Source organism: Paenibacillus sp. NPDC058174 (assembly GCF_042883865.1).
Taxonomy (GTDB): Bacteria; Bacillota; Bacilli; order Paenibacillales; family Paenibacillaceae; genus Pristimantibacillus.
Genome location: NZ_JBHVUY010000003.1, coordinates 112,872 through 138,353, shown reverse-complemented (window position 1 = coordinate 138,353; position 25,482 = coordinate 112,872). Strand labels below are relative to the sequence as shown.

At 45.9% G+C, this 25,482-nt stretch carries 20 protein-coding genes; 6 read left to right on the top strand and 14 right to left on the bottom strand.

Going from position 1 to position 25,482, the window contains the following annotated elements; all coding sequences use genetic code 11:
- Window positions 1–35: 35 nt before the first annotated feature.
- From ACFVVF_RS16845 to ACFVVF_RS16815, 7 genes are all read right to left on the bottom strand, one after another.
- Window positions 36–1,346 (bottom strand): ABC transporter substrate-binding protein, encoded by a 1,311-nt coding sequence (locus tag ACFVVF_RS16845; protein WP_387811843.1) that lies wholly within the window; start codon window positions 1,344–1,346, stop codon window positions 36–38.
- Window positions 1,347–1,534: 188 nt separating this feature from the next.
- A complete protein-coding gene (locus ACFVVF_RS16840) occupies window positions 1,535–3,115 on the bottom strand; it encodes a response regulator (protein ID WP_387811840.1) in 1,581 nt (526 codons plus the stop codon).
- 16 nt (window positions 3,116–3,131) lie between these two features.
- On the bottom strand, window positions 3,132–4,880 hold the full coding sequence (locus ACFVVF_RS16835; protein WP_387811837.1) for a sensor histidine kinase: 1,749 nt from the start codon (window positions 4,878–4,880) through the stop codon (window positions 3,132–3,134).
- Window positions 4,881–5,110: 230 nt separating this feature from the next.
- Window positions 5,111–5,758 (bottom strand): hypothetical protein, encoded by a 648-nt coding sequence (locus ACFVVF_RS16830; protein WP_387811834.1) that lies wholly within the window; start codon window positions 5,756–5,758, stop codon window positions 5,111–5,113.
- Window positions 5,748–6,245, bottom strand: coding sequence for an RNA polymerase sigma factor (locus ACFVVF_RS16825; RefSeq protein WP_387811830.1), 498 nt, complete (start codon window positions 6,243–6,245; stop codon window positions 5,748–5,750). The genes ACFVVF_RS16830 and ACFVVF_RS16825 overlap by 11 nt, the downstream gene beginning before the upstream one ends.
- A 349-nt stretch (window positions 6,246–6,594) precedes the next feature.
- Entirely contained in the window at window positions 6,595–7,089 is a 495-nt protein-coding gene (locus tag ACFVVF_RS16820; protein ID WP_387811825.1) for an SMI1/KNR4 family protein, read from the bottom strand.
- 49 nt (window positions 7,090–7,138) lie between these two features.
- On the bottom strand, window positions 7,139–8,305 hold the full coding sequence (locus ACFVVF_RS16815) for an extracellular solute-binding protein (protein WP_387811822.1): 1,167 nt from the start codon (window positions 8,303–8,305) through the stop codon (window positions 7,139–7,141).
- Between the two features lie 195 nt (window positions 8,306–8,500).
- On the opposite strand from ACFVVF_RS16815, the gene ACFVVF_RS16810 reads away from it, so the two are divergent.
- Window positions 8,501–9,223, top strand: coding sequence for a YheC/YheD family protein (locus ACFVVF_RS16810; RefSeq protein WP_387811819.1), 723 nt, complete (start codon window positions 8,501–8,503; stop codon window positions 9,221–9,223).
- A 75-nt stretch (window positions 9,224–9,298) separates the two neighbouring features.
- Here ACFVVF_RS16810 and ACFVVF_RS16805 read toward each other — a convergent pair whose 3' ends face one another.
- Window positions 9,299–9,622 carry a hypothetical protein gene (locus ACFVVF_RS16805; protein ID WP_387811816.1) on the bottom strand — a complete coding sequence of 108 codons (324 nt, stop codon included), beginning with the start codon at window positions 9,620–9,622 and terminating at the stop codon, window positions 9,299–9,301.
- Window positions 9,623–10,065: 443 nt separating this feature from the next.
- On the opposite strand from ACFVVF_RS16805, the gene ACFVVF_RS16800 reads away from it, so the two are divergent.
- The 3 genes from ACFVVF_RS16800 to ACFVVF_RS16790 are packed head-to-tail and all read left to right on the top strand — an operon-like array spanning window position 10,066 to window position 12,990.
- The gene (locus ACFVVF_RS16800) at window positions 10,066–10,587 is read left to right on the top strand and encodes a MauE/DoxX family redox-associated membrane protein (protein WP_387811813.1); all 522 of its coding nucleotides are present in this window, start codon (window positions 10,066–10,068) and stop codon (window positions 10,585–10,587) included.
- A gap of 13 nt (window positions 10,588–10,600) precedes the next feature.
- Window positions 10,601–11,164 (top strand): TlpA family protein disulfide reductase, encoded by a 564-nt coding sequence (locus ACFVVF_RS16795; RefSeq protein WP_387811810.1) that lies wholly within the window; start codon window positions 10,601–10,603, stop codon window positions 11,162–11,164.
- Window positions 11,165–11,172: 8 nt separating this feature from the next.
- Window positions 11,173–12,990 carry an ABC transporter ATP-binding protein gene (locus tag ACFVVF_RS16790; protein ID WP_387811807.1) on the top strand — a complete coding sequence of 606 codons (1,818 nt, stop codon included), beginning with the start codon at window positions 11,173–11,175 and terminating at the stop codon, window positions 12,988–12,990.
- Window positions 12,991–13,491: 501 nt separating this feature from the next.
- Here the strand turns inward: ACFVVF_RS16790 and ACFVVF_RS16785 are convergent.
- Both ACFVVF_RS16785 and ACFVVF_RS16780 read right to left on the bottom strand, forming a co-directional pair.
- On the bottom strand, window positions 13,492–14,094 hold the full coding sequence (locus ACFVVF_RS16785) for a suppressor of fused domain protein (protein ID WP_387811804.1): 603 nt from the start codon (window positions 14,092–14,094) through the stop codon (window positions 13,492–13,494).
- Between the two features lie 74 nt (window positions 14,095–14,168).
- A complete protein-coding gene (locus ACFVVF_RS16780; protein WP_387813107.1) occupies window positions 14,169–14,699 on the bottom strand; it encodes a DedA family protein in 531 nt (176 codons plus the stop codon).
- A gap of 234 nt (window positions 14,700–14,933) precedes the next feature.
- On the opposite strand from ACFVVF_RS16780, the gene ACFVVF_RS16775 reads away from it, so the two are divergent.
- Window positions 14,934–16,949 carry a serine hydrolase domain-containing protein gene (locus ACFVVF_RS16775; RefSeq protein ID WP_387811801.1) on the top strand — a complete coding sequence of 672 codons (2,016 nt, stop codon included), beginning with the start codon at window positions 14,934–14,936 and terminating at the stop codon, window positions 16,947–16,949.
- A gap of 81 nt (window positions 16,950–17,030) precedes the next feature.
- Here ACFVVF_RS16775 and ACFVVF_RS16770 read toward each other — a convergent pair whose 3' ends face one another.
- Window positions 17,031–18,830 carry a response regulator gene (locus tag ACFVVF_RS16770; protein WP_387811798.1) on the bottom strand — a complete coding sequence of 600 codons (1,800 nt, stop codon included), beginning with the start codon at window positions 18,828–18,830 and terminating at the stop codon, window positions 17,031–17,033.
- Window positions 18,831–18,958: 128 nt separating this feature from the next.
- On the bottom strand, window positions 18,959–19,546 hold the full coding sequence (locus ACFVVF_RS16765; RefSeq protein ID WP_387813105.1) for a sensor domain-containing protein: 588 nt from the start codon (window positions 19,544–19,546) through the stop codon (window positions 18,959–18,961).
- A 267-nt stretch (window positions 19,547–19,813) separates the two neighbouring features.
- Here ACFVVF_RS16765 and ACFVVF_RS16760 point away from each other — a divergent pair, with 267 nt between their 5' ends.
- On the top strand, window positions 19,814–20,923 hold the full coding sequence (locus ACFVVF_RS16760; protein ID WP_387811795.1) for a PRK06851 family protein: 1,110 nt from the start codon (window positions 19,814–19,816) through the stop codon (window positions 20,921–20,923).
- A 168-nt stretch (window positions 20,924–21,091) separates the two neighbouring features.
- Here ACFVVF_RS16760 and ACFVVF_RS16755 read toward each other — a convergent pair whose 3' ends face one another.
- Window positions 21,092–23,644 (bottom strand): glycoside hydrolase family 97 N-terminal domain-containing protein, encoded by a 2,553-nt coding sequence (locus ACFVVF_RS16755; protein ID WP_387811793.1) that lies wholly within the window; start codon window positions 23,642–23,644, stop codon window positions 21,092–21,094.
- A 115-nt stretch (window positions 23,645–23,759) separates the two neighbouring features.
- Complete coding sequence (locus ACFVVF_RS16750; protein ID WP_387811790.1) at window positions 23,760–25,379, bottom strand: extracellular solute-binding protein; 1,620 nt, start codon at window positions 25,377–25,379, stop codon at window positions 23,760–23,762.
- Window positions 25,380–25,482 lie beyond the last annotated feature (103 nt).

The following is a 25,482-nucleotide window of genomic DNA, read 5'->3' as shown; positions in this document are numbered from 1 at the left end:
CCCTGCCTCCCCCGGCTTTGAATGATCTTATTGGATTATTGAACCAAACGCTTGGAGATATCGTCCCACTTCTTATCCAGTGCCGCCAATTCCTCATCTACCGACTTGCCCATAATGATGTTTTGCGCAGAGCGGTTGATTTCGTCCGTCATACCCGCGATCATTGCTGCATCTCCGCTCTCCCAGCTAAAGCCGTTCACTTTCGTCCCTTGATTCGTAATATCAAGCACCTTCTGGAACAATGGTGAGAAAGTGAATTCGATATTCTGGCCTTCCAATGGAATCAGTGCGTCGGACTTCACAACCTCAAGAATGGTCTCTTGATCCGTTACAAACTCGGATGCAAACAGTTGCGCCGCTTCCGGATACTTCGTCGATGCGCTGACAGATGCAGGTCCGCCTACGACATAAGGAATAATGATCGACCCGTCATCGGTCGGCACAGGGAATACGCCGACTTCAATGTCTTTTTGTGCATCAGCAGCCGCTACGAACCAGGAGCCCATCGGGTACATGGCGCCTTTTCCTTTCAAGAACGCATCCTGCAATTGGGAATAGCCAATGCTCAATCCGTCAGAGTTAAACGATTTGGAATCATGCAGGCCCTTCCACTTCAAGACAGCGTCTTTAAACAGAGGATCGGAAAATTTGGCTTCGCCTTTCTTCCGTTTGCTTATCCAATCCGGTTCCTTGCTGTAAACATCTGTGCTGATGATCGCGTCCAGCATTAGCGTCGTTGTCCATGGATCTTTAGCGCCTCCGTGCAGCAGAGGCGTCTTCCCAGCCGCTTTCAGCTTAGCCACTACATCCAGAAACTCAGCCCAGGTTTTTGGCTCGGCAGTGATGCCGGCTTCTTCAAACATTTTTTTGTTGTAGTAAATGTATGGAATCGTTTGCCCGCCCCATGGGAGCTGGTACACCTTTCCGTCAACCGCCAAGCTTCTTGAGCCCGGTACCTTGTCCAAATATTGCTCATCGAAAGCCAGCAAGGAATTGGAGGCCAAGAAATCCGTGACATTCACCGACATTAATACATCTGGAAATTGACCTGTTGCAAGTAATTGCTTGGCATATTTGGTACGGTCAAGGTCAGGCGATACGATTTTATTGATTTTGATATTGGGGTGCTTATCTGTGAATCGCTTAATTGCCGCATCCCAGTATTGTGCTGTTAAGTTCGGCGTTTCGAAGACGAGTACGTTAAGCTCTGCCGGAGCTGCTTCTGGCGCTCCAGACACGGCATCCGTTGCCGCCGGCGGCGCTTCGTTCTTCTGTGCTGCATTGCCGCAACCTACAATAGCAATTAAAAGCATAAGCGTCAGGCCAAACACCATGACTTTCTTCATTTCAATGCCCCCTGTATGATTGAATTGAATTTATATCTAAATTATAGCAAGGGCCCAATCGGGCTTTATAGTATGTGAATTAATGGTTAGCTCTAAATAATAGTGCAATATGGATAACAAAAAATGTTCTCCCCAAGATGAGAAAAAGGAAGATCGACGATTAATCGGCGATCTCCCTTTTTCATGAATTATATGCCCTTTTTGAAATTCAGCGGCGATTTGCCGGTCAAGCGCTTGAACTGCATGTAGAAATAGTTGGGCTCGGTATAGCCGACTTTCTCGGCAATTTCCTTCGTATTGTATTCAGAAAATAATAAGAGATGCTTGGCGTTGTTGATTCGTACTTGGTGCAAATATTCATTAAACGGCTGGCCTAATTCAACCTTGAGCCGCTTGCCCAAATACGGCGCGGAAATATGAAATTGCTGCGAGAGCTGCTGCAGGCTTAACCCTTCCATGTAATAGTTATCGATGTATTTGATTACCTTCTCCAAGAGATTCGTATTCCGGTTCATCTTCAGCTTCTGCAGCAATTGCAGCATCGTATGCGATAAGGCTTGGAACTGCTCAAACAGCTTTTCCTTCGTATCGGCAAAGAAAAGAGCCTCTACGAAATCCGGAAAACTATTGTTATGCTCGGAAATCTCGATCTCCTGCTGCCGGAGCTTGCTCATGCACAAGAGAACAAAGTCGATAAACACCGATCGGAGCAAATGCAGCTCCGGAACGCGAATATCTTCCAGCGAAGCGCCTACCGCATTCAATTGCAGCCCAACCGATTCATAATTCTGCTGTTCCAGCTGCTCATATAGCGGATATAAGCCGATTTCCTTCGCGAACGCGTCCCGTTTCGTACCCGGGTCCTTCATCGTATAATCAATAACCGTAGAAGTATCGACGAAATATCTATAATCGTACAGCTCTAGAGCACTTTCATAAGAATGATGGATTTCCCTCCAAAAGGTGCATGGCCGGCCTATGAAAGCGACCACCTGAATCTTCAGCACGCGGGCAATCAGGCCGGAAATCCTGTTCATCGTCTCCACGATCCAGCCCTCGTTGTCAGAAGCAACCGCGGCGAACAGAAGGACGGTTTGTCCGTTCTGATTCCCGAAGGCGTACACCTTCTCCTCCTTGCCAATTGCATCCTGCACAACGTTCCGAATGGCAAATTCGCATAACTGCCTTTCCTCCAATAGAGGAACAGGGTTCTGTCTTGTAATGGTGTCCAGGACAACGACCTGAAACCCTCCCGTATGAAGGTCGATGCTCAGCATTTCGCATTTCTCGCTTACATCACGGATGGAGTAATTATTCATCACGATTTGATTCAAAATATTGTTTTTGATCAGCTGCGTTCCTTCGAACAATTCCCGGGATTTGCGATACTCCAGCATCAGGCTTTCCTGAATTTGCCCAAGCGCACTTTCCATCTCTTCCTTATTAATCGGCTTTAGCAAGTAATTGTCGATCCCCATCATCATGGCATCACGCAAGTAATGGAATTCATCATATCCGCTAATAATCAGCACCCTTGACCGGTAATCGTCATCCCTTATTTTTCGCAGCAATTCCAGCCCCGTGCAGACATCCATTTGGATATCGGTAATGACGAGATCGATTTGCGGATGTGATTGGAGATATGCCCAGGCATCCTCTCCGTCTTCAAACAATCCGACGACTTCAAAGCCGAGACTCTCCCAGTCCATCATGGCCAGCAGCCCTTCGCGAATAATCGGCTCGTCGTCTACGATGATGGCTTTTCTCATAAAAGTATTCATACGCTCACCTCTCAAGCTTCGGAAATTGAATTGTAACTGCTGTTCCTTCACCCGCCTGGCTTTCAATGTCTAATCCGTACATTTCACCAAAGATAAGCTGCAATCTCGAATGAACGTTCATCAGTCCAACAGACGGCGACTCGCTGGAATGGGACAAGGGCATGCGAAGCTTGGCCTTAATCTGATAAAGTGTTTCCAGCTTGATTCCTTTGCCGTTATCCTTGACCGTTAACTGAATACCATCTTGGACGTCTACTACCACGATTTGAATATCAATTTCTTTTCCTTTGTTCATCGCATGCTTAAAGATGTTCTCCACGATCGGTTGCACCGTAAACTTAGCAATTCGATGATTTTGCAGCGCCAGCGGAAAATCAATCTTAAATTGCAGTCTCGGATAGCGGAATTGCTGGAGCTTCAAATAATATTCCACGTAATAGAGCTCCTCGTAAAGTGTGACAAGCGTTTCCTTATTCCGAATATTCCATCTGAAAATTTCACTTAGCTGATAAATCGTATCCGATAAACTCATATTGTTTTCTTTAATAGCCTGCATGCGCAAAATCTCCAGCATATTGGACAAAAAATGCGGATTTACCTGCGACTGCAGCATTTGCAATTCGGCGTCCTTCGATTTAAGCTCCAACACATACTCCTTCTGAATAAACTCCGACAGCTTCTGAATGAGTGTATTATAGGTTTCCTCCAATACGGTGAACTCATCGTTTTGCTGGATCGGAATTGGCTGCACGAACTCACCAGGCGTGTACTTCCGCATATTTCGGGTTAGTGTAATGACTCTTTTAGACAACCCTCTAGAAACATAGAAAGCAATTACCACATTCAAGACGATTATCGCCATAAGCGTCAGCCATTGATTCTTTTTCATAGCGAGGATATTTTCGTTTAATTGATTTTTCGATATGAGCAGCGTAAAACTCATGTCGTCGGCGGAATTGGAGACCTGTGAGACGAAAAAATTACGCGTATCTTTTTTGGCCGCCTCGATATCGACCGAACGACTCGGAATGCTAATGGAGTTGCCGGACATCGATACCGTTCCGTTCCCGTTCTTCAATTCGAAGATCGAGTCCGCGCGAAGATGATCCCCTTCTTTTTGCAAAAATGCTGTGCTAACGCTCACGACCAAAGTGCCGGCCTGCTGCTTCAGATCATAGGAGTTTGGATCATTCACTTTAAGGGCGAAGGTCAAATAGTTGTTCTTAGTGCCCGCTTCCAAGCCGGGAACCTCCAGCGGGAATATACGAACAAATTCCTCTGGCTGAAAAGTAATAATCGACTGGAAGTTCGGCAGCATACTTGGATCGAAATAGCGGATAAACGCAAACTTCTCCCCGTCGCGCTCCCGAATAAACAACACTGAGTGTATATTCTCATCGGTATAAGCCATCGATTGCAGAAACTGCTGAATTTCTGCCTTCCGCCTTAGGTCAACAGCCATCGCTGTGCCTTCGTATTGATTAATTTTCTCCAGCACCGATTCGCTCTGGTTGGTCTCGATAAAGAGAGAGAATACGTTCGAGCGGATTTGCTTCAATTTGGCATTGTAGCCGTCTTTCAGGTCGAGCATATCTTTACGGGCGATCTCGTATTCCCGGTCCTCAATAAACTGCGTAACCCGAGCAATATTGAGCTGCCCGAAAATCAATATAATCAAGGTTTGTATAACGATCACAGCTATAAAGATTTTGACGAACAGGGAGTTTTTGAAATTTTGGCTAAACCTCGTCAAATGCCCTCCATCTCCTGACCGCGATCCAATTTTAGACTATAAAATGACAGTCCAGCTTAATTATACCGTGAATAGGTATTGGCAAAAAGCTCTTTAGATTAATGCTTAGCTCTAAAAATTAATGATTGAAAGAGATTTCTTCATTAAATTAAATGGCGGCAAACCGTTGCGATTGAACGATTTGCCGCCTTGCCTTTGTTTTCCCTGCACTATTAGCTCCGCTAGTTTCATTAGTTGGATAGCTTTCCTGTGTATTTACCTTGTTTATCCGATGTGATCTCTATTGTACTACTACCCAGCTTTGTATCGCCCTTGTACGCAGTAATCTGAAGTATACCCGAGGTTGCTACTGAACGTAACTGATCACCTTCTACGAGTGGGGACCAGTAAATCGTATCATTGGATTTTACGGCCGCTTGCTCCCCCAAATGTATCACCTTGGAATCCGCGGGATTCCACAGTATTAGTTGGCCTTCTGAGGATTGCACTTTAATTCTGTCTGCATTTTTCGATGCAATTGTTATAGGGAAACCTGGTACACTGCTCATAAGCAAAGAGTATTGACCAAGCGGGAAGTCTATATTAGGTTCTACCACTAACGAGGCTCCATCTGCCGCATAAGCAGTAACTATGAACCCGCTGAATAAAGCAGTTGGATTATCTTTATCCCCATTCTGAAAAATAAGTCTTCCTCCTATTAAAAGAAGGAATAAAACCAAGCAGGAAACTCCAGCCATAATAAACCTGCTGTAGATTACTTGTTTTGTGTTTTGTGAGGTAGAGGCTGTTGTTTCACATTTGTTAATGATTGCTTGTTTGAGGGAATGATCTGCCCTTATTTCATTCATTTCACTAACATATTTCGTTCTAAAGGTCATCGTCAAACCCTCCTATTATCTCTTCCTTAAGAAGACCTTTTGCTCGCTTAAGTTGTGTTCGTACGGTGCTCTCTTTTAATTTTAGAAGCTCAGCGATCTCGGCTGTTTTGTAACCCTCATAATAATAGAGATGAATAACCAATCGATACTTCCTTGGAAGTTTAAGTACAAAAGTGACTACTTCCATGCTCTCTTTATTTGTATTAGGCAAAGGTACTTTCTCAAGGGGGGAGAACCATCTCTTCCATGGACTTCTGCTGACATCTATACATGTATTTATTGTTACTCTAATAATCCATGCTTTCTCATGTTCGGAGTCATTAAAAGGAATCTGATGCTTGAAAAGTTTAATAAATACCTCTTGGCATACATCTTGTGCATCTGCAAGATTTCCAAGGTGGCTTAGAGCTAAGCGTAACACCATATCTGAATACTTATTTACCAACATAGCTAAGTTTTCATTGTTATCTGTATCATTACTTCCCAATGGCCTCTCCCCCTTCGTACCTAACACGGTGAAATATAAGAAAGTGTTTCATTAATTAGAAAAATAAAGAAATTTACTACTTTGTTTATATCTTCTGATGATGAAATCCCATCTTGATCCCCACGATTTACCCGTATATGCGATACGCATCGCATCACCATTTTATGTAACGGCAAGTTTTATAAAAAAAACGGGTGCCAAATTTCGGCGCGCCCGTTAATTTATATTGATGTTCAATTCAAGACTCCATGTCCCAGATTCTACTGATAATAGTTGCTGTTCAATATGCGATTATCAGTCAAGGCAGAGGGTCTCCAATTGCCGTTAATAACAAGTCCATTTAACTTTTCTATAACTCGATGGAATTAGACATAATTAACTCAAAAAATTGTTCAAGAGAATTTGCTGCTTTCTCTGCCTCCTCGAATTCCGGCTCAGATCCGTGTACAATAGCTCCTTTATCATTTTTCAAATCAATCGCAAAGAAGGAATACCCGCCATCAACGGACATCACTATTGGCAAATAGTTACTCCACCACGCAGTAATTTCCGACTTCCAACGATCATCATCTACTGCTGCTTCTAAGCTAAGTAATTCATATTCATTCCATTTAAATTCACTATCGGAGCTATTATTGAACTCGTCCTCACAAATAAACCAAGTCATCTCACTGGGTGTAATGCACTTTTTAACCATGCTTAAAAACTCTAAATATTCATCTGGAATCGTTTTATATCTAGAAGTAATGCTGCTATCCAGAGTTAATTGAGGCTCAGATTTTCCGGTTATATCCCAACCATTTTCAGCAGCCCAAATAATAAATTCGCTAACTTTTGTATTCATACGCATCTCCTTCTCCGTTACTGATGCACAGTGGTCGAGGTGCTGATAATTAATCCTGAAGTTTACCGTCCAGCACGATGGCTAAATCGTCTAGCGTCTCTTTAACGTCTGCACCTTCGAACACAATACGGGCCAACGCAGGATTCACATATTGATCCAACAATGCATACAAGGCAATATTTCCTGCTGAGACCGGAAGCTGTGCACTATTCGCAAGTTCCGCCAGTATAGTGTTGCGCAACGGGTCTCTGTCATGCCCTGCCTCCGAATATACGGAGCGGAGAGGTGCGATTGATCCTTCTGTCACAAGCCGGGTCAACTCATTGCTGGTACAGGTCAATTCACAAAGAAGAGACCACGCCAGTTCGGAGTTACCCGTTTTGGACGAAATGCCGAAACCGCAAACCCACGGCTCGTTCACCCTGTTTCCCTCGTCAAAAAACGGCAGTCCCGCTACACCGAGATCATCCTTCAAATGAGGTTGGAATTCATGCAGCATATTATAGTAATCAAGAATCATCCCCGATTCGTTCCGAAGTAAATCGCTGTTTAAGAAATACGCTTGGGTTGCCCCTGCAACTTGGTGCTTACGGACAAGATCAGCAGCCCAAGTCACAGCTTGCACAGATTTTACACTGTTTGTATACCCAGAGGCTCTCTTTCTATCAGGAGACAGCCAATCTGTGCCAGCGGTGAGCAGCAGCAGACCCATATACTCATGATGAAACGAGATTCGGGCCGCAAAACGTCCATCTCCTTCACGCACATTCACACGCTGCAGACGAACTGCTATCTCCTCAAAGTCATTCCAAGTCCAACCTTCTAAGGGGTAAGGAATCCCCGCTTTGTCAAACCATTGCTTGTTATAAAAAATACCTTTCATGCTGGCGCTTAACGGAAGCACGGCAACTCGTCCTTCAGTTTCTGCTAAGCGGAAGATTGAAGGATGAAACAAACTTTTCAACTCTTGGTTCTGCCTCAACCATATATTCAGATCAAGCAATAGTTCATTCCTGCTGCAATCGACGATGTCTCCATTAAACAGCTGTACAAGATCCGCATCGGACTCTCCATTGAAAAGGGCTGTACGAATTTCGCCGCTCGGAACAACCTTAACTAATATTTTCACCCCAGGATTCGATGCTTCGAAACGGCGCGTAATCTGTTCCACAGACTCTTTTTGCCACGGTTCGTCAATATGTACGACTAGCTGCATGAATGTATCCCCTCCTTGCCGTATTCTACATAATTTCTACGAAAATAATTTCCTTTTTTTGTGTTACTACTAAACATATTCGTGACCCAGCAGCAGACCCCTGTCGAGGGGTTAAATTTAGACGAATAGTCACTTATGCTGAACACTAATATGACTTAAAATTACCGTAGAATATGGAAAAGGGCTGTGATTCCAATGTTGATCAAAAGAGACAAATGGTTGCAGTATCGCATCCTGCGCAGCAGGTCCTCTCTTGCCAGACGGTTGCCGAAAACACAGTTACTCAATAAGAACACTTTAGCGAAGATGCTGGGCCGGTATCACAGCGTCGTATTGAAGCCTCGTGACGGGAGCTACGGAAGGAACATCGTGTTCATTAAACGAAAGGGTGCAAATACCTATCGGGTTCAAAACGAAAATAACGCGGTCACCATGAGAGGTACCGATAAGGTACTCAAATGGCTCCGCAAAAAAAGTAAAGGCCACAGATATATTGTCCAAAGGCGCCTGCAGCTTGCTCAAATTAGGCATAAGCCGTTCGACATGCGGATCATGACTCAGCGGAAAAAAGGGGCTTCATCCGCTTGGAATGTGACGGGCTCCTATGCTAAAGTTGCGGCGCGAGGCTATCTAGTCACGAATGTGACGGGCCGGCCTATTCCATTGCTTAAGGCGTTAAAACTAGCTAAAATCGGCAATCGGAGCTTGCTTGTCAAAGCAGAACGAGTCGCTCTATTAGCGGCCAAACAACTGGGAGAGCGTTACCCCAAGCTTAGACAAGTGGGCTTCGATATAGGTATCGACAGGAAACGCCGGGTTTGGATTATCGAAGGCAATTATAGGCCGGACTTGCGCCCCTTTCGGCGCTTAAAGGATTCCTCAATACATCGCAGAATATTATGGTATAAGAAGCATTAAAGCAATAAAAAGACGACCGGCCTATTATTCGCCTGTCGTCTTTTTATGTGGGTACCTATTAATGCTGCTTAGGATTTACCGGCGTTTTTTGGCACTTACAATGCGCGTCACCTGGAACTTATTTACCCCTACTTGTATAATGGCAAATCTGCTGAAGGAAGTGCCGGAAGAAGTATACGGTTCCGCTTCAACATTCCCGCTCGGCGTTTTAACCGTTGCAGTGATTTTAGTCACTAAACAGACTCCACGGCTAGAAGCTACCCAAGTCTCGTCACGCTGAACACTATAATTGTCGTCACTGCAAAAGATGGATGCATATTCCACTTTTCCAAACGCGTTATACGGTGTAGAGTTAGTAATTCGAACGGGGTCATATGCGCCAGGTCCTCTATTTCCCATCCTCAAAACCTCCTTATTTCTGATATAGTTCATTAAATGCAATAGATTCGTTTTGGTAAGGTATAAATGTGGACAAGAGAAAAAAAGTACGTTTATCTGTCGGACACGGGGTACGGCGGCTATGGCTAACAGGTAGTTGGGCAAGGCAAAATTCGTCGAACCTACGGTGATTTTGTCGCATAATCTCAACACAAAAAATATCTATTTCATCTCCCCAAACAAACATCACATAAGCCATTAGAAAGCAAAACTTTGAAAATACATTCTATAGTAATTTTGCACATAACTAGAGTAGCGAATGACATTGTGCGGATTATGTTCCAATAATTACAATATGAACAAGACAACTGCCAGCGAGCTAAGGAGCTGATGAACGTTGGACAGGCTCCATGCCTTCTCGTCAAGCTTAAAGCCATTCATTACAGCAACTCAGGGAGGTTGAGATGAGCGTTCCAAGCTTTATTCAAATGGGACTGGCTATTATTTTCGGACTAACAGGCATACTGAAGCTGTACTCCCCGTCTTCTATGAAAAGCACACTTATCGCCATCGGTATACCCAAGCCGCTCAGCTCTGCTGGAGCCTGGCTGGTTCCATTGGCCGAAATTCTGACAGCTATTTGCTTGTTATGGAGTGCAACCGTTTGGATTGGAGAAATACTCGCATTCGGCTTAATTGGAGGCTTTATATATGCTATTTTCATAGCCCTATTCAAGAAAGAGCAAATCAAATGCAACTGCTTCGGGAAGCTGCGGGACGAGTATCTCGGGTGGGGTACGATTCTGAGGGTTGTCATGCTGCTTGTCATGAACAGCTACATTACGATTGCCAATCATCCCGCTTCATTTGCTTCTATACACGGGGAGGATTTAGTTCTGTACATCCTTTCCTGGGCTGGCATATTAGGCCTATATATGGTCGCGCAATTCATTGTTAGTGCTATTTCAAACCCACAAACGGATTAAAGGAGGCTTTATCTTGTCAGCTATATTTTATGTATCGTATGTAATATTGTGGATGCTGGTAATCCTCTTAACTGCAGCTTGCGTTTATCTTTTAAAAAGAAAACCGGCCAGTCCGAAACAAGAAACACCTGTACAGAATGGTTTGGAAGGCATGGGCTTGCCAAAGGGAATTCCCTTTCCGAATGACGGCAGGTTAACCTTAGATGGAGCTGTACCTCATTTTAATAGTTCACTTGTTATACTCTCCATGACCTTATGCGGGACCTGTGAAGCTCTGTATCCGAAATTGCACCGATTCCGTCAACAACATCCGCACATTCCGATCTATATCTTAATGTTCGCAGATCAGGAAGAACAAATTACGCAAACGGTCGAGAAATATCAGCTTAAGCTGCCTGTCATTGCTTGCACGCCCCAAGATACTGAATTTTTCCAAACTCACTTTTTCCCGTTCGGTTACGCAGTTGACCAAGAAGGGCTCGTTGCTTCTAAAAGCAATCTGGATCAAGAAGATGATCTTAACCTTATGGCTTCAGCAATTGTGGAACAGGAAAGCCGCTTAGCAAAAGCATGGTAAGTCCTCTTATGTCTGCATCCTTGAAAAATGTTGTACAGCAAACACGACTATCCTTGCAGATGATGGTCCGTATGATTCGTATCATGTTCAAACTGACTCCATTCAACATGACCTGTTTAAGCATTGCCCAGATTAGTACCGCCATCATTCCCGTGCTGCAAGTCTATGTAACGATCGAATTGGTGCATCGTACAGAACGGGTGATTCAAGAAGGGTCATCGCAATTAGTACCTGCTTTCGTCATTTTGCTGTACCAGCTGCTCCTGTTTGTATTGCAATTAGTGCTGGAAGTGTATGTTGATTTTATAGTTAGCAAAATCAAACTGGTCGTATTGCTGCATTTTGGCCAAGAGGTTACGGAGAAATCTGCCCGGCTCTCCCTGCTTCACTTCGAAAACCATGAATTTTTCGATCTGCTGCAGCGAGTTTCAACGGGCTTGGAGCACCGGGGGCTGCAATTTTTCCAGTCCTTTCTGCAAATTGCTAAAAATCTGATTACCATTATCGGCTTCGTCGTTGTTTTGCTGGGATTTCACTGGCTGTTGGCATTCGGGATTCTGCTGTTGATTATTCCATCCTTGTACATCGATATCAAAGAGAGCGGCTTTAAGGTATCGCAGTTCGTGAGACAAACGCCAGGCCGAAGAAGATCCATCTATTTCAATACGCTGCTAACCGAACGGCAATGGGCCAAGGAGATTCGTATTTTTGGCTTATCCGATTATTTCATTAAGCAGTGGCGGAAGTATACCCAGCAGAATGGCCAAGAGCAAATCGATTTGGAGCGGAAAATGTCCATTTTCAAAGTTGCCATTAATGGGCTCCTATTGGTTATGGTGACGCTGATAAGCGGATTCCTGCTCAAATTGGCTGCTTTAGGAACGATGACCATTGCCAGTTTTGTTGCATTGATCCAAACCATATTCTCCATTCAGTCCAATTTAAAATTTATGGCCAGCTACATCGCTGGAATCTATGAGCAAGCTTTATATACAAATGATTTGTTCCAATTCCTTGCGATGAAAGAGGAAGAAACCGACGATACGCCAAAATTACCTTTCCCCGCCTCTTTGGAGCAAGGCATTTCGGTAAAAAATCTCGGATTTGGTTATCCGAACAATGGAAGGACAATCTTAAGCGATATTTCGTTTGACGTGCGTGTTGGAGAGAAAATCGCGATCGTAGGTGAGAATGGTGCCGGAAAAAGCACCCTTGCCAAATGTCTGCTCGGACTCTACCAGCCAACCGCAGGCACGGTATCCTACAACGGAATTCCGCTGGATCAAATGGATACGAATGAATTCCGGGAGCACGTTACCGCTATTTTTCAAGATTTTGCGCAATATCAGCTTACGTTGCGGGAAAATATCGGGTTAGGCCATGTGGAATGGATGCAAGAGGAGAGCCGGCTGCAGATGGCTGCTGCGAAATCAGGTGTAGACGAATTTTTCAATGAGCTGTCTGAGGGATTTGATACCGAGCTAGGACATAAATTTTATGGCGGGCATGAGTTGTCCTATGGTCAATGGCAGAAGGTAGCGATTAGCAGAGCCTTCTTCCGCGATTCTGAGATTATTATGCTGGACGAGCCCACCTCGGCTTTGGATCCGATGGCGGAAGCACAGTTGTTCGAACATATTGCTCAGCTAACCCAGGGTAAAACCACTTTCTTCATTTCGCATCGATTAGGCATTTGCCGGGCAGCTGACCGGATTCTCGTCTTAAAGGATGGCCAACTGGCTGAGCAGGGAAGCCATGAGGAATTAATGAAATTAGATGGGGAATATGCAAACATGTTCCGCACCCAAGCGGAATGGTACCAATAATCATCATCCTTATGAAAGGAGGTGAAGCACAGTGTACAAATGTTCTTTTGGAGCGTGTCCAGCGTCAAGAGCATTTTTCAAATCGGATAATGGCGGCGCATACTGGTATCAAGTCGGTTGCTGTTAATGGATTCATCGACCTTATGAAAAGAGGTGAAACATATGTATAAATGTTCGTTCGGTTCTTGCCCATTGTCGAGAGCAGCGTACAAATCGGATAATGGCGGCGCGTACTGGTATCAAGTCGGTTGCTGTTAATGGGATTCATCGACTTTATAAAAAGAGGTGAAGCATATGTTTAAATGTTCTTTTGGAGCGTGCCCCGCATCCAGGGCATACTTTAGATCCGACGATAATGGCGTGTACTGGTACCAAGTAGGTTGCTGTTAATATAGCTTAATTAAATTATTCCGAAAATACGGGTATCCCTTTGGGGTATCCGTATTTTCATTTACATCCTCCTCCTTTACCCGGGTGGGCTTTATTTTTTCACGCAATTGCCTACGGCCGACGGGGATCGATAATGGAATGTTCGGTATCTGCCATGTAGGAATCGAAGGCTTCCACACCTTCCCGCAAAATCAGACTGGCTTCTTGCGCAGTGACAGGCAACGCCCATATGACTCCAACAACCTCGTTGCCTATCTGAATCTCCTCCAGATCTTCGCTTTCTCCCCTCAGTTCATCAAGGAGAAAGGCTTTCGTCGACCAGTTTGCCGGTGCAAGGCCGCTTTCCTCCATCACTCTTGGTATCTGGGAATCACGGGATGTTTCAATATGATGCGCGATGAGATCACATACATATGAAAATACTCGATCGGCGGACTCTCCGCCTAAATCAGATGACAGAGCCATCATCCATTCCGTATCAATTGGTTGTCCATTGGAACGGAGAGTACCGGATAACCCCACAGTCGCAAATCTAGCCACATCGTCCTCGCTTACTGCCGGAAAATAATAGATTTCTATGTGGATTGCTTTCTCGGGTTGGCTCAAGATCACCCGGTATTCTGGCATCGACCATTCTTTGATAAAAGCACCCAGGATGATCGTTCTTCGTATATCGAACGAAAGTTTTCTCTCTTTGCTTGATTCCGTCAACATGGCAGACACGCTCCCTCTTTTCTTTTATTCATTATTATAAAATGATTCCCGCACGCAAAAGCAACCTTCTATTCTCAAGAGGAAAACAAACCCCAAATAGAACCATGATAATCCGAAAAATCAATATGTCCGCCTAGAAAATACCCAATTGAAATAAAAATCAAACACCAGCATAGGGCTCCCAGGCCTGAGAAGAAAATATATTTCCGCGGATTCATCGCGCTCATCCCTGCCAGATAGCAGGTCAGATGGCGAAACCCTGGAATATAGTAGCCAATGCATATCGCCCAGGGGCCATAACGCTCGAACCAGTTCTCTGTTTTCTCTATCCTTTTGGTCGTGAGCCTAACCCATTTCCCATACTTCCACAGCAGCGGCTTGCCAAACTTCCGCCCAAGCGCGTAACTGCACAGCATGCCGCTCATAGCTCCAAGGACGCTGATTACAAGGGATACTGGGAAATACAGCAGCCCAATCGAAGAAAGATAGCCAACAATCATCATCAGCACCTCGTCAGGCACAGGCAAACCAATAATGCCGAGCGTAAGACATAGGAATATAGCCATATAACCGTATTGGATCACGATATCTTGTAGGAAAGCGATGATGTCCACACTCCCGTTCTAATAGCTTTGGGCTGCTTCAATGATTCACCGCCCTTTCAGGAATCTTACTGCTCCCCTTGTCAATAAACCTAGTGCCGAATTGTCACATGACGCTTTCAAAGCGGCTGGATATCATGAATGACGAAATGCAACTTGTTGGTGTGACAACTCCTTTGCCATACTGGGCTCAGCCGATTGTTAAGAGGCAAATCGAATGGACAAGGAGACATCAATATGAAGAAATGGATTCGCACGAAAATGAATCGCGCAGTGCTGCTACTAACTGTTCTGCTATTAACTACAACGATCATTACCGCATGTATGGGATCAGCCAACGCACCAGATACCCCGCGGGCTCCACAGACAGCTGCATCTGAGAAGGCCAGCCTGGAGGGGCCGCGGGATGCCAAGGAACTGGAGGACTTTGCAGACGGCACTTTTGCGGACGCGATGAAGAAGTATAATACGGTTGGTTCTAATTTTGCAGTCGTATCAAATGGGAAAGTGCTGCTAAGCAAAGGCTACGGTTATGCCGACAGGGAAAATAAAATTCCGGTAGACAGCAGCACCGTATTCCAAATTGGTTCTGTGACGAAGCAGTTCACAGCATTGGCAGCTATGCAGCTGGTCGATAAAGGAAAGATTGATTTGCATCACGATATCCAGGAATATCTGGGAGGAATGAAGGTACCCAATACAACAGGGAAAAAACTGACGATGTACGATCTGCTTACGTATACCAGCGGCTTTGACAAACCGGATGTCCTCTCGGGATCGGAACCGGAGTATGTGAATCAATTTTTCCCGATGAAGGAGTCTCTCGAAGCGAATATGCCGACTGTCGTAAGACCGCCAGGGGAAGCGTATACCTACGATAATTTTGGATTCACACTGGCGGGGTACGCGGTAGGGGAAGTATCGGGCCTGTCATTCGCGCAGTATATGGAGGAAAATATTTTCAAGCCGCTGGGCATGAGCTCGACAAATGTGCGGTTTACGCCCGAGCTGCTGAGCAGAATGGCTGCCCATTATGGACCCAAAGGCGAGCTGATCCCCTTGGAGGGATTCAAGCCAACCGACCGGCCTAGCGGCGGCATGGTATCCAACGCAGATGACATGGTGAAGTATCTCTTGATGCATCTGAACAAAGGAACGTATGAAGGCAAACAAATCTTAAGCTCCAAAAGCATCGAGCAAATGCACACCTATCAGGTGTTCCCTGACAAAGAGTTCCCTGTCACAACCATCGGATTCGAAGGCTACTTCAAAGAGAAGATGAATGGTCATCATGTCGTTATTAAAGGGGGAAATGTAACCGGTCATTCTTCCTTGATTGTTATTTTGCCGGAGGAAAACACAGCGTTCTACATGTCCTACAATAACGATTCCATGATGAGTCTCGACGTGTATGAGGCATTTATGAATCATTATTATCCGAGAAAAGGTGAGGCTCCACAGCCATCCTACTCGGCAATCAGTGAGAAGCAGGCTAAGGATTACACGGGATTGTACAAAAATACGCGTCTTGGATCCATTAGAACCAACGTTTCCTATTCAGACGGAAAATTAGTTATGGAGACAGGATATCTGGGCAAGAGTACGCTGCGAATGATTCACCCTTTACTCTTCGAGGATGAATCCGGCAATAAAGTGGCATTTCAAAAAAATGGGGACGGCCAAATCACCTATTTCTATTACATGACACTTCCGCACTACGTGGGTTATGCACAAAAAGTAAATAGGGATGCGCCATTCACTGATGTACCGGCGGACAGCAAGTATGCACCTTATATTCAAAATCTTCATGCTTTGCAGGTCATGGACGGAAAGTCGGCCACCCTCTTCGATCCGGATGGAATGATGACGCAGGGTGAGTTCGCAGAGCTGCTGCTGCGTGCCCATGGCTGGGATACCATGCCTTATACGGTTGAACCCAACAAAAAGCAGATGATGTCCGGATTGCCTGATTATCAGCCTCATTCTCCTGTCACCAGACAGATGGCGGCCGTTATGATCCAAAATCTGAGGCAAGCTGAGCCTGGAGCCAAGGTTACATTGAGTGGCGAAACGGATGCCTGGGCAGTTGAAGCCATTACAACCCTTGTATCTCAAGGCATCATGGACCCGGGAACTGAGATCAATTCCGACGGCTCCATCAACTTCCGTTCCAAGCAGCCGCTGAAGCGGCAGGAAGCGAGCGCCCTACTGGACCTCGCATTTGATTACTACACCTTGCCAATCGGCAAATAAATCCAAAAGGCGGATGTTCGATCCTACGAAGCAGAATCACTTCGCAGGTCGACATCCGCCACTATGATAAATAACTTGTGGTTATTCCAGAAGCCCAGCTTCCCTGGCTTTTTGCACCGCTTCCTCCCGGTTGCGGACCCCCAGCTTCATATAAGCCGATGACGCATAATTTCGAACTGTGCCATCGGATAAATACAATTTGGAAGCGATGCTTTTATATCGCAGCCCTTTCGACACGAACTGTAAAATTTCAAGCTCCCTTGGTGTTAATTCATAAGCCGATAGCGCTTTGTTTAGCGAAGAATCATCCCCGCTATTTTCTGCTTCCAGTTGGGCAAACATTTTATGCGACATGCCCTGATCAATCAGCGTGCCGCCACGGTAGACGGTGCGTATCGTTTCGGCCAGCTCTAACGGCTGCATCGACTTCAACAAGTATCCATCCACCCCGCTTCGCATCGCCTCCAGAGCCTGCTTGGTATCCTCGAAGGTGGTGAGAATCAGAATGCGGATGTGGGGCCACGTCTCTTTTATCGTACGGGATGCGGAGATCCCATCCACATTCGGCATTTCCAAATCCATAAGCACCAGCTGCGGCTGAAGCTGCCCGCACAGCTCGATCGCTTGCTCGCCATCCTCTGCCATCCCGACAACCTGCAAATCCTGCTGCTCCTCCAGCAGAGTCCGCAGGCTTTCACGGAAAAAGGGCTGGTCATCAACGACCAACAGGCGAATGGCTTCATCCTTGAGCTCTGTTTGTCTGGGCAGCGTACAAGTAACGAGAGTTCCTTCTCCTGGCTCCGTATAGACGGCCACATGGCCTTGCAAATTCATTGCCCGCTCCTTCATGGCGCTTAAGCCGAAGCCCTCCCTGCCATGCTCTATCCCGCGGCCATTATCTTGAACTTCCAGTCTCGTCTGCTGGGGCTCGAATTGCACGGACACCTTAATCTCTGTCGAGTGTCCATGACGCACGGCATTCGTCAAAGACTCTTGCAGGCAGCGGTAGAGCGCTGTCTTCGCCTGCTTTGTTAAAGGGTATTCTACCCCGTAGGCATGGAAACGAACCGTCACCTTGGCATGCTCCTGAAATTCCTCCGCCAGCTTCCTCAAAGACTGAAGCAGCGGGAGTGCTTCATGCGGTGATTCGATTTGATGGACGTAGCCTCTGACCTCCTCCATATTTTGGCGGGCCAGGTCCAATAGGGAATCGAGTCTTTCCACTCCTGTATTCGTTGACAGTTCAGGACGCAGCGTTTCCAATCCCATAATGAGTGAAGTATAGGCATTGCCGACCGTGTCATGAAGCTCTTTGGACAGCCGGTTCCGCTCTTCGGCAAGCGTGATGCGCTCGATTTGGGACAGGTACTGCTCCAACACCGCATTCTGCTCGCGGATCGTTTCGCCTTGACGATGATTGAGCGCGAGTAAATGAAACGAGAAGCCGAAAACATATGCCAGTCCGATGTGAACGGCCATAACCCAGTATTCACTTTGCTCTGCAATTAGCTTGATGATGGCAGGCAGGAGCAATATGGATACAGGCCCTGACCAGAGATAGGTCCTCTTTGCACTGTGGGCCGCAATTAAAAAAGCATACAACAGGAATGAGAAGTAGGCTTGCGGGAAAAATGAAGCCAAATACAAGCACAACCCGCCCGAGATTACGATTTCAGTAATCAGGTAATATTTATAATCGAGCTGCAAGCACAGCCATGGAACGGAAAAAGCAATCAGCTGCCACAATACAAGAACCGCAATCGGCAGCGTGAAATATTGCTGCAGCTCTATCGTCGTAAACACGAGAGAAATGCTGCAGACCAAACGGATTATGAACATGAACCAGTCGTACCAGTACCATCGCTTGACCATATCGAACAAAACCATCAACTCCTAAAAAACCTTCAGTATGACATTACGTAACTAGTATAGAGTAAACGGCTATCGAGTAAACAACTACAGTGTAAACCGCATCCGCTAATAGCTGCGAGGTGAAGCCGGCATGACGTCTACCGGTTCACATGCTTGATCATCAGGCGCGTGTAGCCGCCCATTAAGCGAGCCAAGCGGTCCGCCAGCCTGCAGCTCACCATCAGCAATACGACCCCTGTGGCCGAAAGTGTCATGGCTTGGGCAACTGTATCTACCGATGCCCCCATAAAGGAAAGGTTGAGGAACGGATAGAGGAACGGAACCGCAATCAATACAAGCGGCACTGCGTAGAGCAAGACCGCAATCATCAGACTTAAAATCCCTACCGGAAACTTCAACAGCAGCCAGCCAATTGCGATCCAGCGGCGCAGGTTCATCAGCTCCTTTTTCGCCTGCAGCCAGTTGGATACATCGGAGTTGACGGGCTTTACGCAAGGCTCGGTCGTAATGTCCGTATAGATCTTGGTCTGTACGCGTTCAAATTGCAGGAAGGCTGTCGTCGTCCGCAATACGTGAGTCAGCAGAGGAACGCCCGCTACGGTAAACGACAGGCTCAAGCCCAATGTAAGAGCGACCAGATAAAAGCTGAAGTAGAACAATCCGGTGACGAAAGTAAGCAGCAGGAAATAGCCGTTTTGAACAAAACTGACGACGGTTCTGACCATCAAAGAGCCCACATCCTTTTCAAGTAGTAGACGTATTCTACTGAGCTTGATGTCAAATCCGCCAGTGTCATAATGTCATGTGACATAAAAGGAACGGTGTTACATGCAGCAATGACGGGAGAGGTCGGCGGATGAACTACGCAAAAAACATGGGAGAGGACGAACACCACTTGTTACAATGCGGAATATACAAATAAATAGGCATCTATCCCAATCATGCTTGTTCTGTTGATATTCAGAAGAATAAGCACAAAGGAGTGTATCGGATTGGCAGCAAAATCATCTCACTATTTTGCTCAGGGCAACACTGCGCGTGGAGCCCATTTCTTGTATGGTTCCGCATTTGACGGATTGAACAAGATATTTGTCCTTACGGGGCCCCAAGGTACGGGGAAATCGACGGTCATTCAAAGCTTGGCCGATAGCCTGCTGGATAAAGGCTTGCATGTACAACACTTCCACTCCCCTCTCCGTTCCGACGAACTGGATGGGATCATTTTAACAGAATTGAAGGTTGGTATTGTCGACGGGCGGGTCTGTACGGGGATTTCGGATAGCGGAGCCGGGGAAATCGTCTATATCGATTTCAAGGGAGCGTTGAATAACAGTCATCTTCGACCGGAACATATCATCACAATAGAAGATCTTAAAGGTAAGCTCGAGAGCGCCTATTCCAAAACGTACGAGACGTTCGCAACTGCATTGCAAATTCATGACGAGTGGGAAAAATACTATATCGAGAACATGGATTTCTCAAAGGCCGACCAGATTGCACAGGATTTAATTGAAGAAGTATACGCTGGTCACGAAAGCGATACCCCAGCAACTCCCCGTCACCTGTTTTTCGGAGCTGCAACTCCGAGGGGGGCATATGATTTTATTCAAAGCTTGACCGCTGAGCTGGAAAGACGGATTTTCATCAAAGGGAGGGCGGGATCTGGCAAATCGACTCTACTGAAAAAGCTTGCCTCGGCTGCTGAACAGAACGGTATCGAAGTTCAAGTGTTTCATTGCGGCTTTGATCCGAACAGTCTTGATATGCTAATATTCCCGAAGCTAGGGACAGCTATCTTCGACAGTACCGCCCCGCATGAATACTTTCCAGACCGGGACGGGGATGAGATACTAGATATGTATGAACGGGCTATAGCTCCTGGAACAGATGAAGCTTATGCTGCCGAAATAGCTGGTATCAAAGCACGCTATTCGGCAAAGATGAAGGAGGCCACCTCCCATTTGGCGGAAGCCGAAGCTATCGATTCTCAGATCAAGGCCTATTATGTTGCGGCGACAGATTTTTCGGTTGTTGAGAAACTCCATCTGCAATTAGAGTCGGAATTGAATGAATTGATCGGATCCATTCAGTTTTCCAAATAAAATTTCAATTCAAAATCATTCTATCTCAGAAAAGAAGTACGAAGTCTCTACAGACTTCGCACTTCTTTTCTTGAGGACTATGGTTTCTATGAAACACTAACACTATTGTGTTCAGCAATGCCAATACTGCGCCAAGTTCTTCCCCTTGGTCAGCATCTGCATCCCTTCTTACTCATCTGCAATAATGGCAAAACCATAAATATGAGCTGCCCGGCCTTCATCATTGTATAAACGGAATGTATTGTTGCCCGCCTGCATCCAGATGCGAATTTCACGCTGATCTTTTATATCCCAGCGTGGGAATCCCCAACCGGCTGTGTTGTGTAAATTTGTTCTGTACGTGTGCGCTCCCCCGTTAAGCTCTATGCTAAGGTCTCTGCTTTCCCCTGCACAGTAGTCAAAGCGCATTAAATAGTAGCCATCCTTAGGCACCCTAATACGGTCAAACTTAAGCTCGCCGCCATTACCAAGACCAGTAGCCTTCTCCGCGCCTGCTGCATCCAGAACAAACTCTGCGCCACCACTCAGGCTGCCTTTTCCAACCGAAACATACAATTCCTTCTGCGGTTTGTTATCAATAATATGGAATCTTTCCAAAGCAGGCACAGCTCCTGCAATACGCTCGAAGAACAACGCGCTCTCGCCGCCAGCGAAAGGAAATACCACATCTTTAGTAAGGAATATTTTATTAGAGCCGCTTTGCGGCATTTCCATTTCCACTTTATTGATTCCGTCGCTTACACGCAGTGTCCAAGGCTCTTGTGCTGCATAGAACAGTCTTATTGTCTGAGGCGTGTCCGCCGTTTTCACTGAAAACACAATACTGCCATTCAGTAAAACGGCTTCCTGTTCATTTTCATAAACAACAGGCTCGCTGCCTTGCAGCGTTTGTCCCGCTACTGCTAAGTACTCTGTTCTTGCTTCACTCATGTAACCGGAACAAATCCCTTTTGGCAGCTCCGAGATTTCTTTTGTGATATACATTCCGGCACCGCCGCTTTTCAGAAGCGGAAGCTCTATGACATCAGCAGAAGTCACTTTGATGCGCTTAACTTTCATCAATTCGCCGCTGGAATCATCCTCATAAATATCAGCCTCAAACTCACCTTCAGGCAGGAAGTCCATTTTCAGACGCAAAATCATTGCTTCGTCTGTAATGCAGCCAATCAGCCAATCCCCTTGTGAACGGCGCATAATGGCTGCATGATGACCTGGAAAACCAGACAGCACCTTTACCTCATCGTACACAGGCTTCATGCGGCGTAAAAAATCGGTCCCTTTCCATGCCTCCAAATAATAAATGGATGCTGCAATATGCGCTGCGCCTGATTCATAAACGACTGAAAGCGCCATTTGATGCCCTAGCGTCGTGTTTCGGTTTTTGTTCGAAAACCCGGTCGGCGTATAATCCATCGGACCGATCACATTGCGTGTAAACGGAACGGTACAATTATGCGCTGCGTCCGGCAAGCCGCTCCACATATAATGTTCAAGTCCCAGAATCCCTTCTGCCGTCATGAAATTCGGCCAAGTGCGTCCTTCGCCCATGCATTTGGTCGCGCCATGGAAATTAATCATCAACCGATGTTCCGTCATTAAATTTGCAATCATTTCATATTGCCACATCGTGTGCTGAGAATCATTCTGGAAGAAATCGACCTTGAGTCCATCTACCCCGCAGCTTGCCCATAACGGAATTTTCTCTTGTGCTTTCTCAGGGGTGTCAATATACTGCATGGCGCTCCACAGCCATACGACAATCCCCTTCGAATGGGCATAATCGCACAGCTCTTTCAGCCACGTAATATCCCAGTCCGCATCCACGGTCAGCCCTTCAAATCCGACCCCTGCCGCAAAATCCACAAATCGTTTCTGCTCGGTGTAGAGCTGTGCGCTATTCATATATTCCCACCAGCCCCACAAGCAACGACCCGGCTTGATCCAGCTTGTATCTTCCATTACAGATGGCGGATTCAAATTATAGTTTATTGTGGTATTAACCAATTCGTTCAAATCGTCTGTCGCCACAATGACGCGCCAAGGAGAGGAGAACGGCAGCTTACAGGAGAGCGGCCTGCCCATTTCTTCGGGAGCGAATTCCAAAGACATGGTTCGGTTTCCGGCTCCGCGCAAATGACAAGAGCAATAGCTGCCATCCGTGTTATATACCTCTGCTTCTGTTAGCATGACCCAGCCGCCATTGTCAGCATGGAACAAGCTTGGCATCCCGTAATCTCTGCCTTCTTTGTCTTCCCAGCCGGTACGGTCATAAGTACCCTCATAGCTGCTTACCCAATGCTGCAGCCACAAATCATTATAGGCCTCTGACAAAGTAAAGTTTGTTGCTTCACGTAATACTTTCATCGGTTTTTCTTCATTAGACAGTACTTGATAGCGGAAGGCAGCACCATCATCATAAGCACGCGCACACAGTACAAACGTATACGCGCCACACTCAAACTCCAACGTCATCTCATTCGCATGATTCTCATAAACTGCTTTTTTACCCGCTGGTATTGAATAGGTCTCGTCCACAACCGCACGAGCTTCCTTTACAAAACGAAAGCCTCTTGTGAAATTCTCCAGATCACTTTCAAAGCCAAGCTTGCTTTGCTCGATTACCGCTTTGCCATTACGCTCAACAGCGTACGATAATTCCTTCTCGGGATTCTCAAATACTGTGAGACTAACAGCATTATTAGGCGAATACAGTTTCCACATAGATGCAATCTCCTGTCCATCTTTAGATATTTGTTACTCAATAAAATAAATGGGGCAGGCTGCATCTTGTCCACACTGCCCCGTAATAGCGATACGTCCTTGGATTGCTGCATGCTTAATTTTTTTCGGCTGTATTGTACAATTCCATACGAACCTTGTAATTTGCTGTATAAATATCTTCAATCTTCCCTGCTTGATTTGCTTCTAACTCCGCAAGCATTTTTGCATACATACCGTCAATTTCATTCTGTGACTTTGCATACACCATAGTGGAGAAACTATTGTCAATAATATCCTTGATTTTTTGCTCACTCAATGCGTCAGGCGAGCCTCCCTTTGGACCGAGATCATCATAAAGCGCAGTATCCCAAGTGGAGCCTGCCATTGATTTCAGTGCATGTTGACTCACATTGTCTCTGTTATAACGGAACATTAAATCATAAGGCGTGCCGTCTTCGCCCAATCCATTACGAATCATCCATGTCCATTTGCGCGCGCCTGTTGTTTTCGAGAATTCCGCCCAATCAGCAGTAATTGCATCTAACGCTTCTTGCGTCGGTACATGAACACCGTTTTCCATATTCCAGTTCATGCCTTCTTTACCCCACATCAGCAAATACTGACCTTCTTCACTTGCCAGGAAGTCCAAAAATTTGATCGTTTCTACCGGATGCTCATTCGCTACTGTAATACCAACACCGTCCCAGCCCAAGGAACTGCGAGGGCCAAACGTTGTTTTCTCCGGATCAACGCCTGGAGCCGTTACTTTAAACCCGTAGAACAGTTTATTTGTATCCTCGCCATGTTTGGCGCGGAATGCACTGTTGGCCTCATTCACGATACCGCCCGCCGTGGCAAACACACGTCCGCTGGCTGTTTTCTGCTCATAATTTTGGGCTTTATTGATGCCCCATTCACGGTCAAGCAAGCCTTCTATATAAAGAGTGTTAATGAATTTGATCATTTCCAAGTAACGCGGATCTCTTACTATAAACTCGAGACGGCCGTCATGCTCATAATAGGTTTTCATCCCATACATCGCCTTGAATGATCCAATAATAGTAGGCATGTGATCTGCGTTCACTGTCATGGGTATCGAGGGATTTCCGTCTACAGATGGATATTTGGCTTTAAATTTTCTCAGCAAATCCAGAAATTCATCCTGTGTAAAGGAATCTCCGTTCAATGCGCGCTCGCCATATCCGAACTCTTCCAGGATATCCATACGCATATTGATTGCCCAGTTTGGATCTGGATCCAAGCCGTACCAGTTGTTCAAATAATAATTTTTTCCATCCTCATATACACTCTTGGAAAGCACGTCACCATAACGCGCCTTGATATTCGGAGCATGCTCCTCAATCAAATCATTCAGCGGAATCAATGCTCCGCCAGCAATGTATTTGTTCAAGGTTGCTTCACGTCTGTCAATGAGAGCAATATCAGGCAAATCCCCGCTGACCAGCATCAAATTCAGTTTCTCATCCGGATTACCGGTAGGCTGCTGAACCTCAATAAAGACACCTGTACGTTCTGTAATTTCTTTCGCAACAGGGTTAGTAAACGGATCACCCACATTCTTGTCAAACAAAGTTAAGGTGATAGGCTTCTTCGTTGTACTGTTTTCTTCGCCCCCTTTGGATGCGCTTTCATTCACGTCTTTGTTTCCGCCGCTGCATGCGCTCAAAAGCATCGTGCATGCAAGTACCGTTGCCATGATCATTCTTTTTCGCATTCGGACCCCTCCTATAAATGAAATTCCTGAACCATCCAGCTTGCTTCCCTCCTGCTTATGCAAGCAGATTATATTTCAATCCTATCCTGAACCGGATGCCAGA

Bases quoted from the DNA above. Each gene is read 5' to 3' on its own strand.
- ACFVVF_RS16845 (WP_387811843.1), bottom strand. From the start codon at position 1,346: ATGAAGAAAGTCATGGTGTTTGGCCTGACGCTTATGCTTTTAATTGCT.
- ACFVVF_RS16750 (WP_387811790.1), bottom strand. From the start codon at position 25,379: ATGCGAAAAAGAATGATCATGGCAACGGTACTTGCATGCACGATGCTT.
- ACFVVF_RS16765 (WP_387813105.1), bottom strand. From the start codon at position 19,546: ATGGTCAGAACCGTCGTCAGTTTTGTTCAAAACGGCTATTTCCTGCTG.
- ACFVVF_RS16785 (WP_387811804.1), bottom strand. From the start codon at position 14,094: ATGTTGACGGAATCAAGCAAAGAGAGAAAACTTTCGTTCGATATACGA.
- ACFVVF_RS16805 (WP_387811816.1), bottom strand. From the start codon at position 9,622: ATGGGAAATAGAGGACCTGGCGCATATGACCCCGTTCGAATTACTAAC.
- ACFVVF_RS16800 (WP_387811813.1), top strand. From the start codon at position 10,066: ATGAGCGTTCCAAGCTTTATTCAAATGGGACTGGCTATTATTTTCGGA.
- ACFVVF_RS16775 (WP_387811801.1), top strand. From the start codon at position 14,934: ATGAAGAAATGGATTCGCACGAAAATGAATCGCGCAGTGCTGCTACTA.
- ACFVVF_RS16840 (WP_387811840.1), bottom strand. From the start codon at position 3,115: ATGAGAAAAGCCATCATCGTAGACGACGAGCCGATTATTCGCGAAGGG.
- ACFVVF_RS16755 (WP_387811793.1), bottom strand. From the start codon at position 23,644: ATGTGGAAACTGTATTCGCCTAATAATGCTGTTAGTCTCACAGTATTT.
- ACFVVF_RS16815 (WP_387811822.1), bottom strand. From the start codon at position 8,305: ATGCAGCTAGTCGTACATATTGACGAACCGTGGCAAAAAGAGTCTGTG.
- ACFVVF_RS16820 (WP_387811825.1), bottom strand. From the start codon at position 7,089: ATGAATACAAAAGTTAGCGAATTTATTATTTGGGCTGCTGAAAATGGT.
- ACFVVF_RS16810 (WP_387811819.1), top strand. From the start codon at position 8,501: ATGTTGATCAAAAGAGACAAATGGTTGCAGTATCGCATCCTGCGCAGC.
- ACFVVF_RS16830 (WP_387811834.1), bottom strand. From the start codon at position 5,758: ATGACCTTTAGAACGAAATATGTTAGTGAAATGAATGAAATAAGGGCA.
- ACFVVF_RS16790 (WP_387811807.1), top strand. From the start codon at position 11,173: ATGTCTGCATCCTTGAAAAATGTTGTACAGCAAACACGACTATCCTTG.